The following is a 25,724-nucleotide window of genomic DNA, read 5'->3' as shown; positions in this document are numbered from 1 at the left end:
ACTCGGCCGGGATGAGTTAGCATCCCGGCGCATCGGTTTTCTTAGTTCAGACCGACGTATTTAAATTCGTAGCTCACATCAAACGGTTTCCACCAGCGACCGACACCAGTGTCACTGTCGGTGTGACGGTGCATCCCCGCTTTTGACGGCGGTTCAATGTGGTAAGTCACTTTGTAGTTGCCCACGCCCATCATCTTGACGTTCGCGCCATAGTGAGGGCCATCGCTGGCGACCATCGGCATAAACGTTCCTTCCTGTTTTTCACCGGTATCGCTGTTGACCAGGGTGTAGCTGATGGTCAGATAGGGGATCCACTCTCCTGCGCCAAAGCCGTTTTTGCTGCCTTCGACCGCGTGAATATCCGCCTCAAGGTGAATATCGGCTTTGGCTGCCGGTAAGCCCATGCCGCGCGGCTCCATATCAATCGGCTGCAGATAAACGGCGGCCAGCTCCATTTCATTCATCACGACAGGCTCGCCCGCCGGGTACTCTTTAAAGGCGAACGCTGCCGGTGCGGTGAAAATTCCGGCCATCACTGCGCTGGCAATCAGGGTTTTCTTCATGGTCATCAGACATATCCTCTCGTCTAAAATCACAACTACAGAGTGTTTTTTATTGTTTCCCCAGGAACGGCGCTTTTTCGCCGCATAACCCACAGCGCAACCAGCGCAGCGAGCAGCAATACTGCCTGCGGTAACAGCGTTTCCACATAGGGATAAATCCCCAGCCAGCTGATTTCCGGGAAACCGTTAATCAACGTTGGCTGGAACAGTTTGCCTTCCACCAGCTCCAGTACACCTTTGCCCGCAAACACGAAGGCCATCAGATACATGAAACTGCCGGTAAACATAAAGAAGGGTTTCAGCGGCAAACGCACCACCGAATAACGCATGACCAGCCACGCCGCCAGTAACACGACACAGCCAATAACAAAGCCCGCGCCAATCGCCATGTGTCCGGCGACATCTTTGGCATCGCCGATCAGGGCGTAGTAGAACAGAACCGTTTCGGCGCCTTCGCGATAGACCGCGAGGAAACTAGTCAGCCAAAGCCCCACCAGCGACCCTGTCGTCAGCGAGTGGGACAGCTTGCCTTCCAGCCAGGCCTTCCAGTGTCGGGCTTCCACTTTGGACAGCAGCCAGTAGCTCATGAAGAACAGCATCACGACCGCAATCAACATCGTGATGCCTTCCAGCAGTTCCCGACTGGCGCCCGAGTTGGTGAACAGCAACTGGAAAATCACTGCGGTGATTACGCTGGCGACCAGGGCTACGATCACTGACTGGCGAATCAGCGGCAGCTTATCCTGATGATTGTTTTTCACCATGTAGGCGACAATCGCCGCCACGATCAGCAGGGCTTCCAACCCTTCACGGACGATGATCATCAGGCTGTAAAGCAGCAGACTCCATTGCGTCTCTTCTCCTTCGCCAAGCATCGTCACCGCTTTTTGCAGATCCTGCTCGAGCGCGCTCGCTTCTGACTGGAGTCTTTCTGCCGGTTGACCAGCCTTCATCAAGCTGACCAGACGGGTGAAGTAGGCTTCCAGCGTGGTTTTGAACGCCGAATCACGGGAGCCGATTTTGTTTTCCATGCCGCTGGCTTCGAAGCGATCGAAATAGCTGTCCTGAACATCCAGAATGGCATTCTGCGTCTCGCCGCGTTGATACCGCGCAATAGCGTCCTGAATGCTCTGATTGATTCCGCCCGCCACTTCACCCCAGTTTGTCCGCGTACTCTCCTCCGCCGCCGGACCGTTGTCTGCGGTTTGTGGGGCTGCAATCAGCTGATCGTCGCGGGTTGTCGGTAAGCCTGGCAGAATATCCTCAATATCCTGTAACAGCGTGGTGACCTGATAAGAGACGTCGTTGAGGCGATCGGGTTGAGCGGCAAGTGCAATCAGCGCGGAAAACTGTTGGTTGATGGCTGCGGCATCTTTGGCCGAGCGATTCTGCCTGACCGACATTTCCATCTCAGAGTTTTTGAATCCCTGATAGTGCGCCTGCTGGACATGCTGACTGGCCGTAGCGTAGTTCCCGGCCTGATAGTCATTCACCGCCTGGGCCAGCAGATCGTCGATAATACGGACGCTCTCTTGCCAGTGAACAGCGATATCCGTTCGGGTGAGCGCGCTGTGCTGCTCTTCCGCCACCAGTCGGTGTCCGCCGTCCAGCACCGGTTCGACTTCTCGTAGCGATGCCTTCAGCCAGTCGATTTTCGACTGCACATCAGCGAGCGGTTTTTTCTCGCCAATCATCCGCCGGATTTCACCGAAGGCGCTCTCCATTTCGTAACTTTTACTGGCGGAGATGTTGATGCGGATGGGGCCTTCGAGATTTTCAAACACCTCAAAGTAGGCCATTTGTACCGTGCGGCGCGCCTCATCGGTGCGCTGTTGAGAATAAAGTTCTGCTGTTTTATCAAGGCGTTGCTCAATATCCTCAATAAACGGAGCATAGTTTGTCGCGGCCCATACGCTAACGCTTATGAGCAGACTGAAGAGAGTTACCAGCAGTGAGAGGCAAAACTTACGCACGATACGCACCAAATAACACAAATGATAATTATTATCATTATCGATTTTTGCTGGCGTTGTACATGACCTGGATCATAAAAATGTCAACGGGTGACAAGTTATGTAAATTTATTTCATTGATATGTGATGGAGGGCGAAATCTGACGGCGGGTAATATACGCCCCCGACCGTCAGGAATTAAATGTTACGTTGCGTAAATCCGTAAAAAATGAGTGATACTGCGCCTACAGGCTTAAAGTAAATTATCCGCAGGTACACTTGATTCAGCGATACAACATCTCCGAGTCTTGTTTCAGTCGCTGCAAAAATGGGCCATAACCCTGCTCACTGATCCAGTAGTTAATACTCTTTTCAACGCCCGTTGACGTCAGCGTCGCACCAGAAATACCATCAACGGTATATTCATTATACTTCCCTGATTTCTCCTGAACTATTTTCAACGCCGGCGTTCCATTATCATCAGCCACCTTTTTCCCCGGCCATTGTTGACGCCAGCTTTCATCTTTCACTCTGGCCCCCAGAAATGGCGTCTCCCGCTGCTGATAATAATACAGATTGTTCACCGTACGACCGTCCAGTCCCAAAGAGAGAAATGCATGCATCATCGATTTCGCTCCTTTGCCCGAAACAGGAATGATAACCTGATGAATCTTATTATACTTATCTTTTACCAGATAAACTTCCGCCAGCGAACAGCGTTGACGAATCTGTGCAGGGTCCTGCTCCGGAGCGAGTTTTTTACATCCTTGTGCGGCCGTTTTATCCGTCACCCACTCGCCGGAATCGAGATTCACCGTGCGCACGATAATCGCACGCTGATATAAACTCTCAATCGATTTTTTATCCTGAGCATCCGTCTTAAGTAAGCCCGCAGCCTGTAAAACAGCAGTTTTTTTTTCTTCTTCCGTCGGCGCCGTCATTTCCCCCTGAAACAACATAAACCAGGCGATCGCAATCAGAAAAATAAGAACACAAAGCACCATCATTGATGCAATAATAACTTTACCCTTGCGCATTTATTTATAATCCCTGTAAGCATTAACATCGTTATATCGCTATATGATATGCCATTACTCCTTGTCATTTGCAATGATAAAAACCGCGAAAATATAGATTCAACCCGTTTACTTTCTGCCTTAAATATTTAAATCACATAGTGTTACGGCTATTTTATGGTGTAAAAAAACCGGGTTTCCCCGGTTTTGACTCAACTGATTTTCGCCCACCCTAGCCGCAGGCGCATCCCCCAGTAGCTGGTCCAGCCGCTGGTCGTAGAAACCACCTGCCCTTTTGACAACACAATCAGCGTGGGGGTGACGCTGATATCCCAACTGCGGGAAAGTGCGCCATTAGCATCGTTGACCACGGGAAAAGAGATCCCTTTACGCGCCAGCCAGCGCGCAATCGTCTGTTCATCTCCCGAACGCAGCGCGATGGTCAGCACCTTCTCCCCTTGTGCCTGCAAGCGGGCAACGTCCGGTGTGGTATAGCGGCAAACGCCACACCAGGTGGCCCAAAAATAGATCAGTAGCGGCTCTTCCTCACTTAATGCCGCCAGCGTTACCCGTTCTCCATCCAGCGTGTAAAGCGGTGTACTGTCGAAAGCCGTTGGTGCCTGTGGCGCGCGCCAGGCATCCATTAGCCACATTCCACCAGCCAACAGGAGCAAAAAAAACACACCTTCGCGCAGCCATCGCCGCAACTTACTGACCATTTGCCACCGCCAGTTTTTCTTTAACGACTTCTTCAAGCACCTCCCAGGAGACGGCCCCCGGGATCAGCTCATCACCAACGATCGTCGCGGGTGTTCCCTGAACGCCGACGAGTCGCGCCAGTTGCAGATTGGTACGTAGCGTTTCATTGCTTTTTTCATCCAGTATGACCGGGCTGGCCGCCGATTTTTCCTGCGCCTGTTTAATGCTGACGTCAGTGTGGTATCCCTTCTTTTGCATCAGCTTTTCATGCAGCGCGAGGAACTGCTGTGGATGCTCACGCCAGGTGGTGAGCGCCGTCCGCGCAGAGAGCACCGAGCTTTCGCCTTTAAACGGCAGCGGTTTGATAATCACCGCCACGTCAGGGTATTTCGCCACCAGTTTCTCCAGCAGCGGATCAAGCTGTTTGCAGTACGGACAGTTGTAGTCGGTAAAATTCACCAGCGTCAGTTTTGCCTGTTTTGCGCCAAAGCGCGGACTGGCCGGATCGTTAAACAACGCCTTCTGAATGAGGGCTTCGATCTGTTTTTCTTGCTCCGGGGTAAACGGCGCGGCGTCTTTGGCAAGGCTGAACGCGCTAAACAGGGTAAATAACAGGATGATCAGGGATTTCATGGCGTTTCTCCTTTCGCTTTAGCCAGTGTTTCTAACAGACCGTCGCGCGTTAATAACGTCGGCAGCGCCTGACCTTTCGGTAAGCCGGGGCCATAGATTTGGTTATACGGTACGGCAACCTGGCCGCGTGATTTCAGAAATGCCGTAATGTCATCAGACGGCAGCGTCCAGTCGCCGCGAAGGGCCACGACATCCGGTTGCTGTAGCGCCGCCTGCACCGCGTCGGTGTTCAGCACGTTATATTTATTGACCTTGCAGGTAATGCACCAGTCGGCGGTCACATCGATAAATACGCGCTTATTTTGCGCAAGCGCGTCGGTGATCGCCTGCTCGCTAAGCGGCTGCCAGCGGACACTCTCTTTCGCCGCACTTTGGGAGGTAAAACCCAGATGAGGCAAAAGTAGCGTTGCCAGCCAGAGTGCAGAACCGAGCATCATTAAGCCGAGCAAGCGTCGCAGTCCGTTCATCCAGCGTCCCGGTCGCGGCAGACGAAGCGCCAGACCCGGACGCAGGGCGACCAGCAACCACGGCAGACTCATCCCAACGCCGAGGGCGAAGAAAAGCCCCCACAGCACGGGCAGCGATGCCGTCAGCGCCACCGCCACGGCTGTACCGAGAAACGGTGCGCTGCACGGTGTCGCCAGCAGCGTGGCAAACGCGCCCTGCCAGAAATGTCCCGCCAGGCCGTTACCACCGTAAGTCGCCAGTCGGGTGGTCATTGATGACGGCAGGCGAAATTCAAACAGGCCGAACAGACTGGCGCTGAAGGTCAGCATCACCAGCACCATCGCGCCAATAAACCACGGATTCTGGAACTGGATACCCCAACCAAGCGCCTGATTGCTCAGTCTTAGCACGGTCATCAGTAATGCCAGCGCCATGAAGGAGATCAAAATCCCCCCGACCGACGCGAGGAACTGCCGTCGTATCTGGTGGCGGTTTTTCTCCTCAACGAGCAAAATCGAACCCAGCTTCATCCCCAGCACCGGCAATACGCAAGGCATCAGATTAAGGATCACGCCTCCCATCAGCGCCATAAGAACCACCTGCCAGAGCGGGAGTCTGGCGGATTCTGTCACCAGCGCATCACCCACGATAAGCTGACTCTCCTGCGCCACACCGTTATCCGCCAGCACCAGCGTGAGCGATTTGCCGCGTAAATTCGGCGCCCCTTCCCCCCAGCTATCGTGAACCGGAACCGTCGCGTGCAATCTGTCGCCATCGACCCGGATCAGCGGTTTAGCAAAATCCGTGTCCTCTACGCTATCGAGGAACAGCTCGGGTGCGGTCCAGCCACCGCGGCGCTGCGCCTCGATCACCAACTCGCCGTCACGCGCACCGGCGATCAGGGTTTGTGTCAGACCCTGCGTCAGGGGCACACGTCCCATCGCCTGAGCATAATCATGCGCAAATCCGGCATCCTGTTGAGAGGCCGTAAGCGAAAACGGGTAGTCGGTCAGCAGACACACGTTGCTACAGGTAGAGAGCGTCAGCACACCGGCAATGCGGTCGGGAGTGTGTCCCCGGACGGCCAGCGGAAACGTGACCTGTTGGTGATAGCCCTGGGTGGTCATACCGGCGACGTCAAAACGGTCCGGTGTCGGCCAGAACCAGTCCACCACGGGCATCTCTCCTTGCCAGGCAATGGCAGGTGCAACGCCGCCTTCCCCCGGCGAACGCCAGTATGTCTTCCAGCCGTTTTCCAGTTTGACGTCGATCAGCAGACGGGTTTCCCCCTGTGCTGACGTATCGGCGCGCAGTCGTACGCTGGCATGATCGTTCTGCGGGGAACGCAGCCAGCCGCTCTCTGCCGCCCACGATGCGGGCAGCCAGAGTAATAACAGGCAGATCAGTCCCTGCCTGAAGGCATACATCATAATTTTTCTCCATGAATGATTAACTTACTGTACGAAACAGCCGGTCTGTCATTCGCGGAAAACGCAGAATCTGAGATGGACCCGAAGTCTGGGGGGAGAAATAACGCGTTGTGGGAAGAACGGTAAGCGTACCGTCCTGAACGGCGTTAACAAGGCAAGGAGTAAACAGAGCGCGAGGATCGCGCCTTCAAAAACGACCGGAGGCGCGGCAAGCAGCGATTTCGCACTGAGCTCGCACGGAGTCACGGGAGATGCTTCCTCTGTCACGGACGTCGGCGACGCCGTCGCCGCGATCGCGGTGGTCTCCATCTGCAACGCATGCAGGCCCGCCATGCGCTGCGCGGTACAGACCATCACCACGACACATGCCAGGCAGAGGAACCACCATCCCATCCGTTGACGTTTCGCCATCACACCCTCACTCATTGACGCGAGTTATCTTAACGGCTGGCGTGTTTTACGCAACCTTTGGGCTGTAAAGATATGTTGTTTCGCTGGTTGGCATTCATCCTCGACAGGATTACCCTACACTTATCGATGACACCTTTTAAGGGATCCCTTTAGCCTGTATTGATTAACCCGAGAGAACGCTATGGAATTAAAGGATTATTACGCCATCATGGGCGTGAAACCGACGGACGATCTCAAGACTATCAAGACCGCTTACCGCCGACTGGCCCGCAAATATCATCCCGATGTCAGTAAAGAACCCGATGCTGAAGCCCGCTTTAAAGAGGTCGCTGAAGCCTGGGAAGTGCTGAGTGATGAGCAGCGACGCACGGAGTACGATCAGCTCTGGCAACACCGCAATGACCCGCAATTCAACCGTCAGTACCAGCAGGGAGAGAACCAGAGTTACAACGCCGAAGACTTCGACGATATCTTCTCCTCTATTTTTGGTCAGCACGCGCGTCAGTCTCGCCAGCGCCATGCCAGCCGTGGACATGATATTGAAATTGAAGTCGCGGTTTTTCTTGAAGAAACACTCGCTGAACACAACCGAACCATTAGCTATAACCTGCCGGTCTACAATGCGTTTGGCATGATTGAACGTGAAATTCCAAAAACCCTGAATGTGAAAATTCCGGCGGGTGTCGGCAATGGTCAGCGTATTCGTCTGAAAGGCCAGGGGACGCCGGGTGAAAACGGTGGACCGAATGGCGATTTATGGCTGGTAATCCACATCGCGCCACATCCCCTGTTTGATATCGTTAACCAGGATCTGGAAATTGTGGTCCCGCTCGCCCCATGGGAAGCCGCGCTGGGCGCAAAGATTGCCGTCCCCACGCTGAAAGAGAGCATTCTGGTCACCATTCCCCCCGGCAGCCAGGCCGGACAACGTTTACGCATCAAAGGTAAAGGTCTGGTCAGTAAAAAACAGACCGGTGATTTGTATGTCGTGCTGAAGATCGTGATGCCGCCTAAACCGGATGAACGTGCGACTGCGCTGTGGCAGCAACTGGCAGAGGCACAGTCAGGATTTGATCCGCGCAAAGATTGGGGGAAAGCATAATGGCTAACGTCACCATCACTTTTACGGTTACCGAATTTTGCCTGCGCACCGGCGTGACGGAGGAAGACCTGAACGAGATCGTGGGTCTGGGCGTCATCGAACCTTACACCGAAACGGCGGACAGCTGGCAGTTCGACGATCATGCCGCCACTGTGGTACAGCGCGCCCTGCGGTTACGTGAAGAACTGGCGCTTGACTGGCCGGGGATCGCCGTGGCGCTCACGCTACTGGAAGAGAACGCACGTTTACGACAGGAAAACCGCCTGCTACGACAGCGGCTCGCGCGTTTTATTACTCATCTATAAATATTGGGCAGCGTAAGCTGCCCAATTATCAGGCAATGATATAAATCAACGCTGGCTCAACGGGATAGCCGTACGATAGTAGCATTCAAAATGCCACTTTATGGACGTCAGAAGGCAATGAGCGAAAAAAGCAGAAAGCGCTGGCAACGCCGCCCCGGAACAACGGGCGGTAAACTGCCATGGAACGACTGGCGTAATGCCTCTACCTGGCGCAAAGCTACGCAGTGGCTGCTGATGGCGATCAATATTTATATTGGCGTGACGTTTTACTACTGGGTGCGTTATTACGAAACCGGCGGCACCAGTCTGTACGTTTCCCGACCTGGCGGCATTGAAGGCTGGCTGCCCATCGCAGGCCTGATGAACCTGCGCTATACGCTGGAAACCGGCATCCTTCCCCCTGTTCACGCCGCCGCCATGCTGCTGCTGGCCGCGTTTATGCTGGTAAGTCTGTTGCTCAAAAAGTCGTTCTGCTCGTGGCTGTGCCCGGTAGGTACGTTGTCTGAACTCATCGCCGATGTGGGTAAGAGATTGTTTGGTCGCAATTTTACGTTGCGCCGTTGGCTGGATATCCCTCTGCGCAGCCTGAAATATCTGCTGCTGGCCTTTTTTCTCTACATTTCGCTGTCGATGCCAGCGCAGGGCATTCAGTATTTTTTAATGTCGGCCTACGGGATTATTATCGATGTGAAGATGCTCGATTTCTTTCGCAATATCGGCACGATCACCCTGCTGAGCATCGCCCTTCTGGTGGTCATAAGCTTGTTCATTCGCAACGCGTGGTGCCGTTATCTGTGTCCCTATGGCGCCTTGCTCGGGCTGCTTTCCCTGCTCTCACCATTCAAAATCCGCCGCAATGCGCAAAGCTGTATTGATTGCGGGAAATGTGCCAAAAACTGCCCGTCGCAAATCCCGGTGGATAAGCTGATTCAGGTGCGAACGGTTGAATGCACTGGCTGTATGACCTGTGTGGAATCCTGTCCGGTGGCTTCAACGCTGACATTTTCCCTGCGGACACCAACGGGAAACGCTGAAATACGGCGAGGAACATTATCGGGTATGGCGATGACGCTGCTGGTACTCGGCATAATGTTTGCCCTTATCGCATTCGCGATGCTAATGGACGTCTGGAACAGCCCAGTGCCGGATCACCTCTACTTCCGGTTGATCCCGGAAGCGAGAATGATTGGTCATTAATGGATACCGGATGGGGCATCTGCCGCCATCCGGATTTGCATCACTCGGCTTTATTATCCTCAGCGATGCCATCCTCAATAAAATCTTTATCGAGTTCTTCGGTATTCCCCGCGTGATCGCGCCCGGAAAGAATGTTCCAGCAGGCGATAAACAGCGCGGCAACGAGTGGACCAATGACGAAACCATTGATGCCATAAATCTCCATTCCGCCCACCGTGGTGATAAGAATCAGGTAATCAGGCATTTTGGTATCTTTGCCGACCAGAATGGGGCGCAGAATATTATCCACCAGCCCTACCACCACCACGAAGAAACCGACGATGAAAAAGCCCTGCCACAGTTGCTGCGTCGAAAAAAGATAAATGGCGGCTGGCACCCAGACGATCGCGGAACCCACTGCCGGGATCAGGGACAGAAACGCCATCAGCGCCCCCCACAGAATGCTGCCATCAATCCCCACAATGTAAAACGCAATTCCGCCCAACGTCCCCTGCACGATCGCCACCACAACCGTGCCTTTTACCGTCGCCCGGGAGACCGCCGCAAACTTTGCAAACAGATGTTGCTTAACGAAATTCGACAACGGTAGCGAGTCGAGGATCTGCCGAACCAGAAACGGGCCATCCTTGAGCAGGAAAAAGAGCAGGTAGAGCATGATGCCGAAACTGATCGCGAAACCAAAGGTGCCTTTGCCAATCAGGAAGGCGCTCCCGGCCAGATATTGCCCGCCCTTTAGCACCACATCCGACAGCTTCTGCTGGATTTTTGCGGCGTTATCAAGGGAGTGATCGGCAAGAAACGAACGCGCCCACTCCGGCATATGCGCAAACAAGCTCGCCACCACTTCCGGGAACTGAGCGTCGTTATGCTGCAGCTTGGTGTACACCACATTCAGTTCAACGGCGAGTGATGAGAGGATCAGCATTAACGGGATGAATACGATCAGGCAGATGATACCCAGCGTCAGCAGAGACGCTACCCCGTTACGCTCCCCTAACGCCGAACGCAGCCTATTTTTTACCGGGTAGAAGATAACCGTCAGAATCGCAGCCCATAAAATGGCGGAAAAGTATGGCGACAGCACGTCGAAGAAAGCCCATGTCACCATGGCGAGAAGAAAGAGGAAAAACCCTTTATTCAGTCCGTTAAAACGCATTAGAGGATCCTGTAAACAAAGAAACTCTGTGGACTATAGGACTGATTGCGGATTTTACAAAGCCGACAAGACGAAAACCGCCAGCCAATACTTCACATTCAAAATGTGATAGTGCTTATTGTTTCACCAAAAGGGTTGGCATTTCGCTCAAGGGTTGCTGAATGCGGCACACACGAAGGGAGTGCCGCTGTCTCCCCGTCTTTCTTGAATACACCTGTTTCGCCTCTCTGGACGGACGCCAGGTCAGTTTAGGGAAGCGTCTGCAACCGTCTGCCAGCAGGATGACCTATGGCAGACGTCGCGCGTTACTGATAACGCGCCACCAGGTCCTTAACCATTGCGGCATACGTTTGTTGCTTAAGTTGCACAATCTGCTGTTCCGTCACCGTCTCTACGGATGCCTTCTGTCCAGGCTGCGGGGTTAGTATTTTGGTCTCATAATTAAACGGTGACCAGGTCGCCCAATCGCCACTCGCGACATCCACCAGCGTGAAACGCACCAGATAGCGTAGCGATGTGCTGTCAGGCTGTTTCCCTGCTTTAAAATCCGACCAGACCATGCTTTTGGTCGCGGCATCAAATCTACCGGACTGCAACGTCTCCTGATAAACGATAATCGCTTTCTGATGCCCTTTCGCCGCAATGTAGCGTAGCGCCTGCATCCAGTTGGTATTCTCAGCAACCGCCGCGTCCTGGTTCTCGTCTTTGATTTTGTCTTTATTACAGATCGCTTTTTTTTGCCTGTCCGGAATGCCGGAAAACGTCGCAACCGTGTAATAGCGGCTCATTTCCTGCTGCATGACCGTCTCTGGCGCCCGATTGCCAGACTGTACCAGAATGACGGGTGAGTTCAGCGGTACGCGAAAATTGTCTTCTGCCAGTGCCGCCTGAATATCGTCTTCAGAGATCGCCAGCGTGGTTTCATTACCAAAAATATCTTTATCCGTCAGCCAGGAAGGTGACATCGTATTTCGGCCAGAACTCTCCACCTGCGATGTGGTTTTCTTCGCATCAATGGGGGAATGCGTGACACAACCCACCAAAATAGAGAGGGTTACACATGACAATATTACTGACCTGAAATCCATTTTACCCGGTTCCTTATCTAATCCGATATATTCCTGCATAGCAAAAATAATTATATACCTGAAGGAGCTCACCACAAAACAGGATTTACCCTTTTTCAATCATTCATAAAATAAATATTTATAAATCATTTATAGATTCCGTTTTTATATTGTTGAGAATATATTCAGATTCGCCTAATGACTCAATCGACACTCACTCCATTATTAAAACCAGAAAAGCATGCCTCTCCTTTCTAAATTATCGCCTACCCCGTTGAATTAGATAAAAATAATCATCCAAAAAATAATGCGATACGGATGTCATATCAAAAAAAGGTGATATTTCACTTTGCCCGAATCACGAAAGTCACTGATAATGCGCCCGTTCGTCTCTTCAAAATGGCGGTATATCCCCTATGCTACATTTATTTTCTGGTCTGGATTTATATACCGGCTTGATGCTTTTACTTGCGCTGGTCTTTGTCCTGTTTTACGAAGCCATAAACGGATTTCACGACACCGCCAATGCGGTCGCGACCGTCATTTATACCCGAGCCATGCAACCCCATCTGGCAGTGATGATGGCGGCGGTTTTCAACTTCTTTGGCGTCCTGCTGGGCGGACTCAGCGTTGCCTATGCCATTGTGCATATGCTACCCACGGATTTACTGCTCAATATGGGGTCGTCACGTGGCCTCGCGATGATTTTTTCCCTGTTACTGGCGGCGATTATCTGGAACCTTGGAACCTGGTATTTCGGGTTACCGGCCTCCAGTTCTCATACCCTAATAGGCGCAATTATTGGGATTGGGCTCACCAACGCACTGATGAACGGGACTTCGGTAGTCGATGCGTTAAACATCCCGGCGGTGGTCAATATCTTTGCGTCGTTGATTGCGTCTCCCGTCGTCGGAATGGTGATCGCAGGCGGCCTGATCTTCCTGCTACGCCGCTACTGGAGCGGCACTAAAAAACGCGATCGCATCCACCGTCTTCCTGAAGAACGGAAAAAGAAAGGCGGTAAAAAGAAACCCCCATTCTGGACGCGTATTTCGCTCATCTCCTCAGCGGCGGGCGTGGCCTTCTCTCACGGCGCAAACGATGGTCAGAAAGGGATCGGCCTGGTGATGCTGGTACTGGTGGGGATTGCGCCTGCCGGTTTCGTGGTGAACATGAGCGCTTCAGGCTACGAAATCACCCGCACGCGTGATGCTGTCAGCAATCTTGAAATCTACTTTCAGCAGCACCCTGACGTGATAAAACAGGTAGTGGATAAGGCTCAACCGCTTACTGTACCGACAGCGAATTCCTCCTCAACCACCGAATTTCATTGCCATCCGGCGAATACGATGGATGCCCTGGGTCGCGTGAAAACACTGTTACCAGCAAACCTGGAGAGTTACGACACATTAAGCGTGCCGCAACGCGGTCAGTTACGACGCATCATGCTGTGCATCTCCGATACGGCAGATAAAGTGGCAAAACTAGCGGATATCAGTCGTAGCGACGTGCATCTGTTGAAAAAACTGAAAACCGACATGCTGAGCACCATTGAATATGCGCCGATCTGGATAATCATGGCGGTCGCGCTGGCGTTGGGTATGGGGACAATGATCGGTTGGCGGCGCGTGGCCACCACAATTGGCGAGAAGATTGGCAAAAAAGGGATGACCTATGCCCAGGGAATGTCCGCACAGATCACGGCGGCGATCTCCATTGGTCTTGCCAGCTATATCGGGATGCCGGTTTCTACTACGCATGTGCTCTCTTCCGCCGTCGCAGGAACGATGATCGTCGACGGCGGCGGATTACAGCGGAAAACCGTCACCAGCATCGCGATGGCCTGGGTATTCACGTTACCAGCGGCGATTTTGCTGTCCGGGTTTCTGTATTGGGCTTCCCTGCTACTTATCTAAGTCAACTGCCGGCTTAGCGAAACGGAATATACCTGAGAATGCCCAGTTCGCCAGACTGGGCATCAATACTTACTGAGGATGAAAGCTAACGGCGGGCTGATTACCGTCAGTGTGATGATAGCCACGAGCAGCCATAAACGCGGTTATCGCTTTTTCCGCATCCGCCAGCACTTCATCCAGCGGATGATTAGCATCGATATCAACCAGAGGCGCGCCGCCAAAGGTCAGTTGTGGTGTTATCGCGATTTTTCTTGCCAGCGCTTCTCTACGGTGATCGGGTTTACGTACACAAGCAACGTCGAGATCAACATTCAGTTTTATCACTAAATCCGGCTTATGGCTGGCCATCCAGTGAAACGCCGAGCGTTCTTGTTCGGCCAACCAACTCACGAAGCGACTCCCCTCTGTATTGACGGGAAATACGGTACCATCATAAGCGCCGGGGATTTGTATCTGAGGGTAGCGATCGGCTAACACAATGAGGCCCTGCCGACGACACGTCAGCATATGGCGAAACCGCAATAACCGACGCGCAACGAAAAACATAATCACTAATGCAGGTACCACTCCAGGTAATTTTTTTGCAGTTTTAACTTTATTACGTTCGATAACGTTACCTAATGAATTACCCATTAACGGTAATTTAACCACGGCGCGCCCTACATTTCCTGCCTGTTTACCCAGATGAACTTTTTCAGTCGGGCCATATTTCTGCAAACAGATAACAAGATGTTCGCAGACCGTTGTTTTCCCCGAACCATCGCTGCCAATAACGGCTATTAGCGGAGGTTTAATTGATTGCATAAATACACCCTTAGACAAAAATACCCACCATGAATAATTTATTATCCGACTCTCCTTCCGGATATAATTGTTAATACTAAAACGACAATTACCCATTGTCACAACTTTATTGAACAGATATTCTTGGCACACAACCGCCGCCCTCAATTAATTATTTAAACTGGATCTTTCGTGAGTCAATATACTATTCCCACTATACCTCCCCCATTCGCACGGGTGATTGCTATAGTCGGTTGCGATGGTTCAGGTAAATCAACCCTGGCAGCCAGCCTGACGTCGCATCTGGCCCTACAGTTGCCAACAAAACAGCTTTATCTCGGGCAGTCCTCTGGTCGTATTGGCGAATGGATTGAACATTTGCCTGTTGTCGGGGCGTTGTTGGGGCGTTATCTGCGAAAAAAAGCGGCACACGTACACCAGATTCCTTCTGCACCGCCAGGAAACATCACGGCGCTGGTGATCTTCCTGCTCTCTTGCTGGAGAGCATACAAATTCCGCAGCATGCTAATTCAGAGTCGGCAAGGCACGCTGTTCATCGTCGATCGTTATCCCCAGGCGGAAGTGCCCGGTTTTCGCTTCGACGGGCCACAACTGGCCAAAACGGCTGGCGGTAATCGGTGGGTACGACTCCTGAAAGCCCGTGAACTCCAGTTGTACCAGTGAATGGCCTCCTGGCGGCCTCTGCTGTTGATCCGGCTGGATATCGATGAAGAAACCGCCTTCTCACGTAAGCCTGATCATCCCCTTGCCGTGCTCCACGAGAAGATCGCGGTCACGCCGCATCTGACGTTCAACGGAGCACCAATCCTCGAACTGAACGGTCGGGAGTCGGCGGATAAAATTCTTACTGAGTCATTACGCTCAATTCAGACCTCTCTTCGCGATCACCGGATCGGATTTGCGAGTCCTTTTTAAGACGGAACGACATGGACACTGAGAACTTAAGCCCCCAGAACGGGCCATTACCGGAATATATTCCGGGACTGATTGCCGTGGTGGGCTGTGATGGCACCGGTAAATCCACGCTGACGGCGGATTTGGTAAAAAACCTGCAGCAAAAGTGGGTAACTGAACGCCGCTATCTGGGACTTGTTTCCGGAGAAGATGGCGACAAAATCAAACGTCTGCCGCTTATCGGGACATGGCTTGAACGACGACTGGCGACCAAGTCGTCAAAAACGCAGAGCATGAGTACCCGGGCTCCCGCACTTTGGGCGGCGTTAATTATGTACGGGTTCTCGCTACGCCGGATGGCTAACTTACGCAAGGTCCGGCAACTGGCGCAAAGCGGCGTGCTGGTGATTAGCGATCGATACCCTCAGGCCGAAATTTCCGGTTTTCATTATGACGGACCGGGGATTGGCGTCGAACGCGCAACGGGCTGGGTGAAAACCCGCATGGCCAAGCGCGAATCCCGCCTGTATCAGGAAATGGCGTTATATCGTCCTGAACTCATCATTCGTCTTGATATCGATATTGGTACCGCATTTTCCCGTAAGCCCGACCACGACTACAACGAGTTGCGCGACAAAATCGACGTCATGATGAAGCTCACCTACAACGGCTCGAGAATTCTCGATCTGGATTCCAGAGCGCCCTACCGCGAGGTGCTGGAAAAAGCGCTGGCAGCCGCCTCCGTTACGGCCCGGGATTCTCAGCGCAGGCGCGTTTTATCACAACACGCCAGCGTCCTGCCCGAAATCGGGGAGCACCCATAGCAAAAGAATCTCTGGACTCAGGCACGTACGCGTCACTGGCCTGAGATTTTATGCTGGGCGGGTTTGCTCCTGCTGAGTGATCATTAACAGGTCTGGCGGGTTTTTATCCCATGAAAAAGTGGTTTGCTGATGGCGCGTTTCGCACCATCATTCGTAACAGCGCCTATTTAGGCTCCAGCAATGTGGTGAGCGCCCTGCTGGGGTTACTGGCGCTTTCCTGCGCCGGTAAAGGGATGACGCCTGCGATGTTCGGCGTGCTGGTCATTGTTCAGTCGTACACCAAAGCCATTAGCGATTTTGCCAAATTCCAGACCTGGCAACTGGTCGTTCAGTACGGCACACCCGCGCTGGAAAATAATAATCAGCAGCAGTTCCGCGATGTGATCTCTTTTTCCTTTAGCCTGGATATCGCCAGCGGTGCTGCGGCGATCCTTTGCGGGATGGGGTTACTGCCGTTTCTTTCGCATTCATTAGGCCTCGATGCCGACAGCTTCTGGCTGGCAATGCTGTACTGCACGCTGATCCCTTCAATGGCCTCATCAACCCCAACGGGGATTTTGCGGACGGTAAACCGTTTTGATTTGATTGCCGTACAGCAGGCCACCAAACCTTTCCTGCGCGCGCTGGGCAGCGTTATCGCGTATTTCGGCGATTTTGGGTTTGCCGGTTTTGTGATCACCTGGTACGCCTCCAGCCTGGTCGGCGGCACAATGTACTGGTGGTTTGCCGCGCGCGAACTGCGTAGCCGGAATATTCACGGTGCGCTACGCCCACGACTGTTTGAGTCGGCGCGCCGCCTTGAAGGCGCTTGGAATTTTGTCTGGGCAACCAACTTTGCCCACACGATCTGGTCTGCTCGCAACTCCTGCAGCACGGTATTGGTGGGTGTCGTTCTCGGCCCTGCTGCAGCCGGGCTGTTTAAAATTGCGATGACTTTTTTCGATGCGACAGGAACGCCAGCGCAGCTGCTTGCAAAGAGCTTTTATCCCGAAGTGATGCGCTTAGATCCGCGCAGCAAAAAGCCGTGGCAACTGGGAATGAAATCCGCGTTGCTGGCCGGCGGGATTGGAATCGTCGTAGCACTTGCGGTGGTGATTGTTGGTAAGCCGCTTATTTCGCTGGTTTTTGGCGTCAAATACCTCCAGGCGTATGACCTCATCCAGATTATGCTTGGTGCAATTATCGTCTCAATGTTGGGGTTTCCTCAGGAATCGCTGCTGCTTATGTCCGGCAAACAGCGGGCTTTTCTGACCGCACAGACCCTGGCTTCTATCGCCTACATAGTCCTGCTACCAGGGCTGTCGCATCTCTTTGGCGTAATCGGCGCGGCATTTGCTTATTTCGCCGGACAATGCCTGGATGTGCTGCTTTCCCTGATCCCGACATTACACGCCTATCGCCATCGTCAGCGCTTGCCATTTACCGCAGGCAAAGAGACTCACTCATGACACACGAAAAATTCTCGCCAGACGTTCTTCAACGCCTCTTTGCGGCGGTGGAAGAAGACGACATCGTTGATCGCCATGCCGCGCTACCGGAACATATTCATACCTACTGCACCGAGGACAATATCCGTCGCTGTTATGATTTGTGCCTGCAGTTTTGGGAGGAGGGTTTTACCCGAACGGACTTACTGCATTTGGTACTGAAACAATTACGCGGCGGCGAGCTGTCAGATAACGAACGGATGCAGTACAAATACATTCGCGCGCGTTATAAGCATTTACGTTTCGCGCTGCGTCTCTATCGCAAGAACCACCAGGCAGGCCGTTTATTTAGCAAAACCACCGTTTTTCTCGGCCACTTCCAGGACGGGTTTCGTAACGGAAATAAAACGATTATTGCCACCTATGGAAAGCGCTTGCGTCTTTTCCTGAGCCTTCCCGTCTGGTGGGTTGTCCAGTATTCCTTGCACCACAGTCAGCCAGAAACGGCCAACGGATTTACCACCTATTGTCAGGCGCAAATGCGCACGCTACGGGACCTGCTGGCCCAACCGCAACTGACAGGACGTGAATTCCACACTATGCGAAAAATCATCAGTCAGCAGGTTTCTTATTTCGATACGTTACGCTCTCTCGAACCTGACAATCACGATGCTCGCGCCATCTCCCGCTTTCTGGCTGCTATTAACGGTCTGATGGGAGACCGGCATGATGAGATGGTGGCCGATGCAATGGAAATGCGAACACCGTACGACGAGCCCTGCGCACTGAATGGCGATATTCGTGGCCGTATAGAGCAATGGCTCGCCCGTTATCCTCTGTAGATTGCCCGACACAGGATTCTCCATCCCGACTCAGCGAAATAAAGGATTTGCGATGCTGATACGTCGATTATTGATGATTTCACTTCTGCTCTCGCCATGGCTGGCGTCAGCACATAACTTTGTCGGTGGCCAGCCGGTTAAGCCCATTGTCATTACGGATCGCGGCGAATTACTGCTGGATAATCGCGATACGTTTAGCTACCGAACCTGGAATAGCGGTGAACTGGCAGGAAAGGTGCGCATTGTTCAGTATATTGCCGGGCGAAAATCGGCAAAAAAGAAAAACGCAATGTTGATAAAAGCCGTTAAGGCCGCCCATTTCCCTCTGGACCGCTTTCAACCGACCACCATCGTGAATACCGATGATGTGATCTTTGGTTCTGGTTTCTTTGTCCTCGGCAAGATAGAAAAAAACAAACGTCGCTACCCGTGGGCACAATTTATCATCGACAGCAGCGGACTGGGACGCAAAACCTGGCAACTCAATGAGATGAGTTCAACCATTCTGGTGCTGGATAAAGAGGGCCGCGTCTCGTGGGCTAAGGATGGTGATCTGACGCCGAAAGAGGTGCATCAGGTCATCGCGATGGTACAAAAGATGGTTAACGAATCGCCAGGCCTGTGATGAAATTAATTGAACACTACATCATGACAGGCATTTGTCGACTGGTGGTGACACTTGTGGGCTTTCTGATTTTTATTTTCGCCTGCTATTGCGCACAGCGCTACCTGACCGAAGCGGCCAACGGGACATTAGCCCTCGGCGTTGTGCTGAATGTTGTCTTCTATAAAGTTTTGATTGCGCTGGAGATGTTGCTTCCGGTCGGTCTGTATGTTTCCGTCGGCGTCACCCTTGGCCAGATGTATACCGATTCGGAAATGACGGCGATAGCCGCCGCTGGTGCCACGCCTTCACGTCTTTATCGCGCCGTGATGTTCCTCGCCATTCCATTGAGTATTCTGGTGTTGCTCCTGTCTCTGTACGGCAGACCCTGGGCTTACGCGCAAATTTATCAGTTAGAACAACAGTCGCAGTCAGAGCTGGATGTCCGTCACCTGCAGGCAAGAAAGTTTAACGTCAACAACAATGGACGGATGATCCTCGCCCGTCAGATTGACCCCGACGCAGCTCATTTGAATGATGCGCTGATTTACACCGCCTCTGCCAGTAAAACCAGTATCTTCAGGGCCAACAGCGTGGACGTTGTTGATCCCTCCTCCACGACGCCCTCAGTGATGTTGCACTCCGGTACCGGCTATGTCCTGGATCATCAGGGCAGTGATGATAACGAGCAAATTTTCCGCAATCTCAAACTGAATATGAAACCGTTCGACCAGAATGACGAGGTCAAACGCAAGGCGAAATCCATACAGACGCTCGCTCGTTCCTCTGCACCGGCGGATACCGCTGAACTGCAATGGCGGGAAAGTCGCGGAGTCTGCGCGTTGTTCATGGGGCTGCTGGCAGTCCCGTTAAGCCGCGTCAGGCCGCGCCAGGGACGGTTTTCCACACTGCTCCCGCTCACGCTCTTATTCGTCATCATTTTTTATGGCGGTAATATATGCCGTACGCTGGTTGCCAACGGTGCGTTGCCCGTCACGCCGGGACTATGGCTGGTCCCCCTGCTCATGCTGTCAGGTCTGGTGATTCTGTTGATTCGCGACGGCACGCTGCGATGGAAAACGTATAAATGAAAATCTTCAGTCGCTATATCATACGCAATCTCTTTTTAGGATTTGCGGCGGCTGCAGGGTTACTGCTTCCCCTGTTTACCACCTTTAATCTGATCGGCGAACTCGATGATGTGAGTCCAGACGGATACCGCTGGACGCAGGCGGTGATGGTCGTGTTGATGACATTGCCGAGGACCCTTATCGATCTTGGTCCGTTTATCGCTTTGCTCGGTGGCATTATCGGATTGGGACAGTTGTCGAAAAGCGGGGAATTAACCGCCATACGCACCACGGGATGCTCAATTTTCAAAATCGCCATAGTGACGCTAAGCGCGGGACTGATGCTAATCGTTGCCCTCGGCGTCATTGATGAATGGATTGCCTCGCCGATGCAACAACAGGCGTTGCAGATTAAAACGCGCTACAGCAATCACGATACGGCAGGAAACATTCTGTGGGCCCGGCGCGGCAATGTGTTTGTGACGGTAAAATCGCTGGATGCGCATCGCCAGCCAGAAGGCATTGAGCTCTTTTACTACCGGGCGGACCACTCTCTGCAACGGTATATCTATGCGCGAACCGCCACCATTTCAGATAACGGCGTCTGGCGGCTTGAGGGCGTCAATCAAAAAGCGTGGGCCAACGGTAAGGAGACAACCGAGACGAAAGAGAACGTCGAGTGGTCATCTTTGTTCGCGGACATGAGTCTTGAGGAACTCACCCTGCCCAGCAGCAGTTTTTCAGTTAAACAACTCAGCCATTATATTTCCTACCTGAAGAGTACAGGTCAACCCAGTCTCGAATTTACGCTGGCGTTGTGGCTAAAGCTGGGACATCCGCTTTTAATCCTGGCGATGATTTTACTGGCGATCCCTTTCACCTTTAGCACCCCCCGCGCTCCCGGACTCGGGAGTCGACTGTCCGTCGGTGTGATCGTTGGTCTACTTACTTACGTCTGTGACCAGATCATCGTCAACCTGGGACTGCTCTATTCCCTGAACGTGCAAATGACAACGCTGGCACCGCCAATATTGCTCCTGGCGGTGGCATTAATACTGGTTTATCGATTCGATCGCCAACCCTGATATCGCAACATTCATCAGACGGCGTGATGGACAGGAGTAAGACATCGCAGCAGATATTCTCAGGAACAATATCTGCTGCGCAGAGCAGATTATTTTTTCAGCTGTGCAAATGCCTGAATAATCGCGTCAATCTGCTCGTAGGTATGCGCGGCATTAACACTGCAACGCAGCAACGTAATCCCGGCGGGGGCAGCCGGTGGCAAAATGAGATTAACATAAACGCCAGCGGCGATCAGTTCTCGCCAGATACGCAGTCCCTCTTCTTTTGCGCCAATAATCACCGGCACCACAGGGCTAATGTGCGAACTCAGCTCATAGCCCAGTTTCTCAAGCCCTTCATACAGTCGCGCTGCGTTATCCCACAGCTTTTGGCGCAGCTCCGGTTGTGTTGCGATCGTTTTCAACGCAGAGCGGACGGTTGCAATGCTCGATGGCGATGGGGATGCGGTAAAAATGTAGGGACGACTGGCGTAACGCAGGACATCCATGCCCTGATCGCCGACGGCAAAACCACCAATAGAAGCCAGGCTCTTACTGAAGGTTCCCACAATAATATCGACATCCTGCTCCACACCGGCGGCTTCCGCCAGTCCCCGTCCCTTCGCGCCCATCACGCCGAAGGAATGGGCTTCATCGACAATTAAAAAGCCACCCAACCGTTTTTTGATCTCGACAATATCGACCAGTGGCGCAATGTCGCCCAGCATGCTGTAAATGCCTTCGACAATGATGATCGCGTCTTTGGCGCGCTCACCAAGGCGCATCATGCGCCGCTCGAGATCTTTCGCGTCATTATGACGAAAGCGGATAATTTCAGCTCCACCTAACGCGCAGGCATCATAAATGCTGGCGTGGCTGTCAGCATCCAGCAATACCACGGCATTGTGACTGGCAAGCGTGCTGATTATCCCCAAATTCGCGGTATAGCCTGTGGAGAATACGATGGCTGATGGCCGCTCAAAAAACTCGGCAATCTCCTTTTCTAAGGCTAAATGTGGTCCATAGCTGCCATTCGCCATTCGTGAACCGGTCGTGCCTGTCCCCTGACTGGCTAAAGCGGCCTGCCCCTCGGCAATCGCCTGTGGATTAAAGGTGAGCCCCAGATAGTTATTCGTACCTGCCAGAATAATTTTTTGGTTGCCAATCCGTCCTTCCGTTGCGGAAAACACCTCATCGATACAGGTGCCAAATGGGTTAATTCCTGCCATGCTAAATTGTTCTCGCTCGCAGGCCAGGCGCGAAAATTTATCATAGAGACTCATTGATACTCTCCAGATAAGGGATTAACGCTTCCATTAATTGCGCCGGGGTTCTGACATCCAGCAAAATATTAATAGGGATGGAAATGTCGAATTTATCTTCCAGCAACATTAATAAATCCATAACTTTAATCGATTCCAGCCCAAGATCATTAACCAGATCGCTGTCAGGATGGATATCTACGCCGCTTTCGACCATACCCTGTAAACACTCAAGGGTGTAATCAATTACTTCTTCATGATTTAACATAGAAAATAACATACCTGTATTATAAATAATTAAAATAACCCCTGCCGTAACGCATATTCCAGGCTAACCCGGGGAAACCAATTTATTTTCTCGCACAGAGATTTATTATTTGCCGACCAGTCAGAGTGGATTAACTCACAAACTTTACTCCTGGTTAACATCGGTTCTTTTCCGGCAAACCGACTGATTAACGTACTCGCGTCGGCAAACAATGTGAGTAACGGTAACGGAATGGTTACGGTGCGAACCGGTCCGTTGCGCACTACGGCCGCAATTTCCTGAATGCGTTGCCAGTTGTAGCCACCGGCAACACCATCGCAGAGTTCATACGGATAGACCGGCGTCTGGTCGGCCATGAGCCATTGACTGACAGCCTGCGCTAAATCGCTCACGTGCAAAAATGACAAACGGGCTTCGGCAGCGCCAAAACGCGGAAGGTAACCGCGCAGCATCGCGCGAAACAGTGGTGTTAGCTCTTTGTCACCGGGTCCATACACTGCCGTAGGTCGAAAAATCCCCAGCGTAATTTCTGCGGCCATCGTCGTTAGCCGTTGTTCTGCGACATACTTGGAATTTGCATACCATGAGAGTTCCGGGTGACGTGCTGCAAGCGACGAGATAAACAGAAAGCGTCGACAGCTGCCGCTCTCTTTCGCGGCCTGCATCAGCCGTTGGCTGCCTTCAACATTGCAGCGGGTGAAGATCGCTTCTGTGTGTCCGCGAACCTGCCCTGCACAGTGGATGACATGTTCCGCCCCGGCGACCAGTTGCGCCAGTGCCTCACTGTCTTCCAGCGCCCCCCTGATCCAGACAAGATTATCGCGCACGTCGTGGCGAATCGTTCGGGTTAACACCCGAACGGCAAAACCGCGGGACAGCAGGTCATCAATAATATGCTTCCCGATAAAGCCGGTTCCACCTGTCACCGCAACCGTGATGCTCATTGCAAGTATCCCGGCATAGGGATCGGTGAGTTAAGCGACTCAGCAAAGAGATTCAGGTAGCGTTTTTTTGCTTCCGCACGCGCTGGTTTCCCGGATGATGTCCGTGGAATACTGTGCGGCGGCAAGAGTTCGATGCTGACAGAAACCCCAAACTCGCTTTGTACCCGTGCGGTCAGGCTATGGACGATCTGCGCCCGACGTTCTTCACAACTGACCCGGCACTGGATCTGTAAAATAATCCGTTCCTGAGACGTCACAAATGCTATCGCATCGCCGGAATGTATTTCCGGTTCCTGTTCTGCAATATACTCAATATCCTGTGGCCAGATATTCCGACCGCGAATAATGATCAGATCTTTTATACGTCCCGTCACGTACAGGTAGCCATCCAGAAGATAGCCCAGATCCCCGGTATCCAACCATCCCGTTGACTGGATATCCTTCTGCGAAACCGGATCCTGAAAATAACCACTCATCAGACTCGGACCGGAAATGCAGATATGGCCAACGTCTCTTTCAGGCAATGGGCTCCCAACTTCGTTACGAATTTCAATGCGGTGGCCGGGAAGCGCTTTACCGCAATTCACGAAGGTAGATATCGCCCGGGTACTTTTCGTCGGCGCAACCGCTTTACCCTGGCATTCGAGTACGTCGCGATCGACATCGTTCACCTGTGAGCCGGAGGCTTCATCAGAAAAGCTCACCGCCAGCGCATTTTCAGCCAAACCATAGCACGGCATGAATGCTTTGCTGTCAAATCCCGCGCGCTTGAAACATTCGCCAAACTGATTCAGTTGTCCGGCGGAAATGGGTTCTGCCCCCACTCCGGCTACGCGCCAGCAGGAGAGATCCAACCCGGCAAGTTCGTTGTCATTGATACGACGCAGGCATAAATCGTAACCGAAAGGCGGCGCAACGGAGACGGTGCAGCGGTTCTGACTGATTAATTTCAGCCACTGCAGCGGGCGCATAGCAAAATCCTGGGTGCGCAGATAGTCAACGGATAGCTGAGTCGCCACAGGCGTAAGCAGAAAGCCCACCAGCCCCATATCATGATAAAAAGGCAGCCAGGATACGCAGCGGTCACTGTCTCGCAATTTGATTCCATCATGGCTAATCACATGCAGATTCGCCATAACTTCACGGTGAGTAATAATGACGCCACGAGGAAAACGCGTGCTGCCTGAGGTGTACTGAAGGTAAGCAATATCGTCTGGCGACGGTAATGGCAACTCAATATCCTTTTCCGGCAGCGCATTAAATTGCGCATTGCTGAGAATGCGGATTGCCGCACTATGCTCGTTGACCACATTTATCAGCGACAACCATTGGTCACTGCTGATGATAGCCGCAGGCTGACAACTGGCGAGCAGGCCCTGCAATTTCGCGGAATAAGAATCGCGTTGTCCAACCCCCATAGGAATGGCCAGCGGTACCGCCACCAACCCCGCATACTGACACGCAAAAAAGGCTTCGACAAAACCGACGCTGGTTTCCGCAATCAGCGCGACGCGATCGCCCTTGTTGAGATTCAATGAAAGCAACCGTCTGGCTCCGGCTTTAGCCCGCATTTTTAGCTCTCGGTATTCCAGTACCGCTTCAGGCTGAATGCGTCGATCATAAAAATTCATTCCTGCATTTCCCAAAGCGGCATAGTCCAGAGCTTCCACCAGGGTTGAAAAGTCAGCATAACGCATAGGAAGAGAATGAGTTGAGATTCTATTGGACATATACACCATGAAAATGTTTGAATTTAAAATCGATGGATATACAAAACAAATAATCGGCGGGTGATAATATAAATTAAATAGTCATTAAACANCTAAA

General features: G+C 52.4%; 24 protein-coding genes and 1 pseudogene. 11 read left to right on the top strand and 14 right to left on the bottom strand.

All coding sequences use genetic code 11. The features are described 5' to 3' along the window. Positions 1 to 41: 41 nt before the first annotated feature. The 7 genes from AOY24_RS21380 to AOY24_RS21350 form a co-directional block, all read right to left on the bottom strand. Entirely contained in the window at positions 42 to 569 is a 528-nt protein-coding gene (locus AOY24_RS21380) for an iron transporter (RefSeq protein ID WP_042319779.1), read from the bottom strand. A gap of 29 nt (positions 570 to 598) precedes the next feature. Continuing rightward, complete coding sequence (locus AOY24_RS21375; protein ID WP_054177336.1) at positions 599 to 2,536, bottom strand: FTR1 family protein; 1,938 nt, start codon at positions 2,534 to 2,536, stop codon at positions 599 to 601. A gap of 263 nt (positions 2,537 to 2,799) precedes the next feature. Continuing rightward, the gene (gene nqrC / locus AOY24_RS21370) at positions 2,800 to 3,552 is read right to left on the bottom strand and encodes an NADH:ubiquinone reductase (Na(+)-transporting) subunit C (RefSeq protein WP_054177327.1); all 753 of its coding nucleotides are present in this window, start codon (positions 3,550 to 3,552) and stop codon (positions 2,800 to 2,802) included. 191 nt (positions 3,553 to 3,743) lie between these two features. Next, positions 3,744 to 4,250: a protein disulfide oxidoreductase gene (locus AOY24_RS21365; RefSeq protein WP_044258074.1), complete on the bottom strand. Its 507-nt coding sequence runs from the start codon at positions 4,248 to 4,250 to the stop codon at positions 3,744 to 3,746. After that, positions 4,240 to 4,863 carry a DsbA family protein gene (locus AOY24_RS21360; protein WP_054177326.1) on the bottom strand — a complete coding sequence of 208 codons (624 nt, stop codon included), beginning with the start codon at positions 4,861 to 4,863 and terminating at the stop codon, positions 4,240 to 4,242. The genes AOY24_RS21365 and AOY24_RS21360 overlap by 11 nt, the downstream gene beginning before the upstream one ends. Next, complete coding sequence (locus AOY24_RS21355; protein ID WP_054177325.1) at positions 4,860 to 6,740, bottom strand: protein-disulfide reductase DsbD domain-containing protein; 1,881 nt, start codon at positions 6,738 to 6,740, stop codon at positions 4,860 to 4,862. Before AOY24_RS21355 ends, AOY24_RS21360 begins: the two co-directional genes overlap by 4 nt. Before the next feature lie 48 nt (positions 6,741 to 6,788). Further along, complete coding sequence (locus AOY24_RS21350; protein WP_043001957.1) at positions 6,789 to 7,151, bottom strand: hypothetical protein; 363 nt, start codon at positions 7,149 to 7,151, stop codon at positions 6,789 to 6,791. Positions 7,152 to 7,332: 181 nt separating this feature from the next. Between AOY24_RS21350 and cbpA the strand changes: the two genes are divergently transcribed. From cbpA to AOY24_RS21335, 3 genes are all read left to right on the top strand, one after another. Continuing rightward, a complete protein-coding gene (cbpA, locus tag AOY24_RS21345) occupies positions 7,333 to 8,253 on the top strand; it encodes a curved DNA-binding protein (RefSeq protein WP_054177324.1) in 921 nt (306 codons plus the stop codon). After that, entirely contained in the window at positions 8,253 to 8,558 is a 306-nt protein-coding gene (cbpM, locus tag AOY24_RS21340) for a chaperone modulator CbpM (RefSeq protein ID WP_044258082.1), read from the top strand. The genes cbpA and cbpM overlap by 1 nt, the downstream gene beginning before the upstream one ends. Positions 8,559 to 8,675: 117 nt before the next feature. Next, positions 8,676 to 9,755, top strand: coding sequence for a 4Fe-4S binding protein (locus AOY24_RS21335; protein ID WP_054177323.1), 1,080 nt, complete (start codon positions 8,676 to 8,678; stop codon positions 9,753 to 9,755). 40 nt (positions 9,756 to 9,795) lie between these two features. Here AOY24_RS21335 and AOY24_RS21330 read toward each other — a convergent pair whose 3' ends face one another. Both AOY24_RS21330 and AOY24_RS21325 read right to left on the bottom strand, forming a co-directional pair. Next, positions 9,796 to 10,911 carry an AI-2E family transporter gene (locus AOY24_RS21330; RefSeq protein ID WP_043001062.1) on the bottom strand — a complete coding sequence of 372 codons (1,116 nt, stop codon included), beginning with the start codon at positions 10,909 to 10,911 and terminating at the stop codon, positions 9,796 to 9,798. Between the two features lie 305 nt (positions 10,912 to 11,216). Next, a complete protein-coding gene (locus tag AOY24_RS21325) occupies positions 11,217 to 11,999 on the bottom strand; it encodes a hypothetical protein (protein WP_054177335.1) in 783 nt (260 codons plus the stop codon). A 395-nt stretch (positions 12,000 to 12,394) separates the two neighbouring features. Here AOY24_RS21325 and pitA point away from each other — a divergent pair, with 395 nt between their 5' ends. Then, on the top strand, positions 12,395 to 13,894 hold the full coding sequence (pitA, locus tag AOY24_RS21320) for an inorganic phosphate transporter PitA (protein WP_044264045.1): 1,500 nt from the start codon (positions 12,395 to 12,397) through the stop codon (positions 13,892 to 13,894). Positions 13,895 to 13,963: 69 nt separating this feature from the next. On the opposite strand, the gene AOY24_RS21315 is transcribed toward pitA, so the two are convergent. Continuing rightward, complete coding sequence (locus AOY24_RS21315; protein ID WP_054177322.1) at positions 13,964 to 14,698, bottom strand: dTMP kinase; 735 nt, start codon at positions 14,696 to 14,698, stop codon at positions 13,964 to 13,966. A gap of 186 nt (positions 14,699 to 14,884) precedes the next feature. On the opposite strand from AOY24_RS21315, the pseudogene AOY24_RS21310 reads away from it, so the two are divergent. The 7 genes and pseudogenes from AOY24_RS21310 to lptG all read left to right on the top strand — a co-directional run bounded on the left by AOY24_RS21310 (position 14,885) and on the right by lptG (position 21,444). Beyond that, positions 14,885 to 15,613, top strand: a pseudogene (locus AOY24_RS21310) (hypothetical protein). Positions 15,614 to 15,624: 11 nt separating this feature from the next. Continuing rightward, the gene (locus AOY24_RS21305) at positions 15,625 to 16,416 is read left to right on the top strand and encodes a hypothetical protein (protein ID WP_054177321.1); all 792 of its coding nucleotides are present in this window, start codon (positions 15,625 to 15,627) and stop codon (positions 16,414 to 16,416) included. A gap of 92 nt (positions 16,417 to 16,508) precedes the next feature. Continuing rightward, positions 16,509 to 17,864, top strand: coding sequence for a lipopolysaccharide biosynthesis protein (locus tag AOY24_RS21300; RefSeq protein WP_200906169.1), 1,356 nt, complete (start codon positions 16,509 to 16,511; stop codon positions 17,862 to 17,864). Continuing rightward, positions 17,861 to 18,685: a hypothetical protein gene (locus AOY24_RS21295; RefSeq protein WP_054177319.1), complete on the top strand. Its 825-nt coding sequence runs from the start codon at positions 17,861 to 17,863 to the stop codon at positions 18,683 to 18,685. Before AOY24_RS21300 ends, AOY24_RS21295 begins: the two co-directional genes overlap by 4 nt. 52 nt (positions 18,686 to 18,737) lie before the next feature. After that, a complete protein-coding gene (locus tag AOY24_RS21290; protein ID WP_043001067.1) occupies positions 18,738 to 19,310 on the top strand; it encodes a YtfJ family protein in 573 nt (190 codons plus the stop codon). Next, positions 19,310 to 20,380: an LPS export ABC transporter permease LptF gene (gene lptF, locus AOY24_RS21285; protein WP_054177318.1), complete on the top strand. Its 1,071-nt coding sequence runs from the start codon at positions 19,310 to 19,312 to the stop codon at positions 20,378 to 20,380. The genes AOY24_RS21290 and lptF overlap by 1 nt, the downstream gene beginning before the upstream one ends. After that, the gene (gene lptG, locus AOY24_RS21280; RefSeq protein ID WP_054177317.1) at positions 20,377 to 21,444 is read left to right on the top strand and encodes an LPS export ABC transporter permease LptG; all 1,068 of its coding nucleotides are present in this window, start codon (positions 20,377 to 20,379) and stop codon (positions 21,442 to 21,444) included. The genes lptF and lptG overlap by 4 nt, the downstream gene beginning before the upstream one ends. Before the next feature lie 89 nt (positions 21,445 to 21,533). Here the strand turns inward: lptG and AOY24_RS21275 are convergent, their stop codons facing one another. From AOY24_RS21275 to AOY24_RS21260, 4 genes are read right to left on the bottom strand one after another with little or no spacing between them, the layout of a single operon-like run. Beyond that, positions 21,534 to 22,706 (bottom strand): aminotransferase class I/II-fold pyridoxal phosphate-dependent enzyme, encoded by a 1,173-nt coding sequence (locus tag AOY24_RS21275; RefSeq protein ID WP_043001070.1) that lies wholly within the window; start codon positions 22,704 to 22,706, stop codon positions 21,534 to 21,536. Then, positions 22,693 to 22,953: an acyl carrier protein gene (locus AOY24_RS21270; RefSeq protein ID WP_054177334.1), complete on the bottom strand. Its 261-nt coding sequence runs from the start codon at positions 22,951 to 22,953 to the stop codon at positions 22,693 to 22,695. The genes AOY24_RS21275 and AOY24_RS21270 overlap by 14 nt, the downstream gene beginning before the upstream one ends. A gap of 29 nt (positions 22,954 to 22,982) precedes the next feature. Then, the gene (locus AOY24_RS21265) at positions 22,983 to 23,897 is read right to left on the bottom strand and encodes an NAD(P)-dependent oxidoreductase (protein ID WP_043001071.1); all 915 of its coding nucleotides are present in this window, start codon (positions 23,895 to 23,897) and stop codon (positions 22,983 to 22,985) included. Then, positions 23,894 to 25,627 (bottom strand): fatty acyl-AMP ligase, encoded by a 1,734-nt coding sequence (locus tag AOY24_RS21260; RefSeq protein WP_235507541.1) that lies wholly within the window; start codon positions 25,625 to 25,627, stop codon positions 23,894 to 23,896. Before AOY24_RS21260 ends, AOY24_RS21265 begins: the two co-directional genes overlap by 4 nt. Between the last annotated feature and the right edge of the window lie 97 nt (positions 25,628 to 25,724).

The sequence above is a fragment of the Citrobacter sp. CtB7.12 genome, from assembly GCF_001297795.1.
Classification (GTDB): Bacteria; Pseudomonadota; Gammaproteobacteria; order Enterobacterales; family Enterobacteriaceae; genus Citrobacter_A; species Citrobacter_A amalonaticus.
This window is presented reverse-complemented; position numbering and strand designations above follow the sequence as displayed.

What these genes read in the sequence shown, in the direction of transcription:
- AOY24_RS21380 (WP_042319779.1), bottom strand. Translation starts at nt 569, where the DNA reads ATGACCATGAAGAAAACCCTGATTGCCAGCGCAGTGATGGCCGGAATT.
- nqrC (WP_054177327.1), bottom strand. Translation starts at nt 3,552, where the DNA reads ATGCGCAAGGGTAAAGTTATTATTGCATCAATGATGGTGCTTTGTGTT.
- AOY24_RS21365 (WP_044258074.1), bottom strand. Translation starts at nt 4,250, where the DNA reads ATGGTCAGTAAGTTGCGGCGATGGCTGCGCGAAGGTGTGTTTTTTTTG.
- AOY24_RS21360 (WP_054177326.1), bottom strand. Translation starts at nt 4,863, where the DNA reads ATGAAATCCCTGATCATCCTGTTATTTACCCTGTTTAGCGCGTTCAGC.
- AOY24_RS21355 (WP_054177325.1), bottom strand. Translation starts at nt 6,740, where the DNA reads ATGATGTATGCCTTCAGGCAGGGACTGATCTGCCTGTTATTACTCTGG.
- AOY24_RS21350 (WP_043001957.1), bottom strand. Translation starts at nt 7,151, where the DNA reads ATGGCGAAACGTCAACGGATGGGATGGTGGTTCCTCTGCCTGGCATGT.
- cbpA (WP_054177324.1), top strand. Translation starts at nt 7,333, where the DNA reads ATGGAATTAAAGGATTATTACGCCATCATGGGCGTGAAACCGACGGAC.
- cbpM (WP_044258082.1), top strand. Translation starts at nt 8,253, where the DNA reads ATGGCTAACGTCACCATCACTTTTACGGTTACCGAATTTTGCCTGCGC.
- AOY24_RS21335 (WP_054177323.1), top strand. Translation starts at nt 8,676, where the DNA reads ATGAGCGAAAAAAGCAGAAAGCGCTGGCAACGCCGCCCCGGAACAACG.
- AOY24_RS21330 (WP_043001062.1), bottom strand. Translation starts at nt 10,911, where the DNA reads ATGCGTTTTAACGGACTGAATAAAGGGTTTTTCCTCTTTCTTCTCGCC.
- AOY24_RS21325 (WP_054177335.1), bottom strand. Translation starts at nt 11,999, where the DNA reads ATGGATTTCAGGTCAGTAATATTGTCATGTGTAACCCTCTCTATTTTG.
- pitA (WP_044264045.1), top strand. Translation starts at nt 12,395, where the DNA reads ATGCTACATTTATTTTCTGGTCTGGATTTATATACCGGCTTGATGCTT.
- AOY24_RS21315 (WP_054177322.1), bottom strand. Translation starts at nt 14,698, where the DNA reads ATGCAATCAATTAAACCTCCGCTAATAGCCGTTATTGGCAGCGATGGT.
- AOY24_RS21305 (WP_054177321.1), top strand. Translation starts at nt 15,625, where the DNA reads ATGGACACTGAGAACTTAAGCCCCCAGAACGGGCCATTACCGGAATAT.
- AOY24_RS21295 (WP_054177319.1), top strand. Translation starts at nt 17,861, where the DNA reads ATGACACACGAAAAATTCTCGCCAGACGTTCTTCAACGCCTCTTTGCG.
- AOY24_RS21290 (WP_043001067.1), top strand. Translation starts at nt 18,738, where the DNA reads ATGCTGATACGTCGATTATTGATGATTTCACTTCTGCTCTCGCCATGG.
- lptF (WP_054177318.1), top strand. Translation starts at nt 19,310, where the DNA reads ATGAAATTAATTGAACACTACATCATGACAGGCATTTGTCGACTGGTG.
- lptG (WP_054177317.1), top strand. Translation starts at nt 20,377, where the DNA reads ATGAAAATCTTCAGTCGCTATATCATACGCAATCTCTTTTTAGGATTT.
- AOY24_RS21275 (WP_043001070.1), bottom strand. Translation starts at nt 22,706, where the DNA reads ATGAGTCTCTATGATAAATTTTCGCGCCTGGCCTGCGAGCGAGAACAA.
- AOY24_RS21270 (WP_054177334.1), bottom strand. Translation starts at nt 22,953, where the DNA reads ATGTTAAATCATGAAGAAGTAATTGATTACACCCTTGAGTGTTTACAG.
- AOY24_RS21265 (WP_043001071.1), bottom strand. Translation starts at nt 23,897, where the DNA reads ATGAGCATCACGGTTGCGGTGACAGGTGGAACCGGCTTTATCGGGAAG.
- AOY24_RS21260 (WP_235507541.1), bottom strand. Translation starts at nt 25,627, where the DNA reads ATGTCCAATAGAATCTCAACTCATTCTCTTCCTATGCGTTATGCTGAC.